1 protein-coding gene is annotated in these 411 nt (G+C 58.2%); it reads left to right on the top strand.

The window, feature by feature from the left end:
• Nucleotides 1-411, top strand: a 411-nt coding sequence (locus tag ASU23_RS12275; protein WP_156423152.1) for a hypothetical protein, incomplete at both ends; no start/stop codon positions are given.

Here is a 411-nt window from a genome sequence, read left to right as displayed (position 1 = left end):
ACTGTCGACGGTGTCGACGGTGCTGCTCCGACCCTGTCGGGCACCACGCTCACCTGGACCGGTGCATTGGAAGCCGGTAAGTCTGTTGTCCTGACCTACCAGGTGAAGATCAACGACGGTGTTGCCGGCGGGGTTCTGATCAACAACAAGGTCACCGGTACTGCGAAGCCGCCGACCGGTGCGGAGATCACTCCTCCGCCCGTGACGACCGAGCATCCGGTTCTGTCTCCGAAGATTGCTGTGGTGAAGTCTTCTGATCCGGTGTCGGGTTCGAATGTTGTTGCCGGTCAAGACATCAAGTACACGCTTACGTTCTCGAACACCGGTAACGGTGCGGGTGAGGTGGCGTACTTCGATGATTTGCGTCAGGTTGTGGACAAGGGTGCATTGAGTGGTTTGGCTGCTGATGCT

The sequence above is a fragment of the Rhodococcus sp. KB6 genome, assembly GCF_001445685.1.
In the GTDB taxonomy this organism is placed as follows: domain Bacteria; phylum Actinomycetota; class Actinomycetes; order Mycobacteriales; family Mycobacteriaceae; genus Rhodococcus_F; species Rhodococcus_F qingshengii.
The sequence above is the reverse complement of the archived record's forward strand: the minus strand, read 5'-3'. Positions and strand labels throughout refer to the sequence as shown.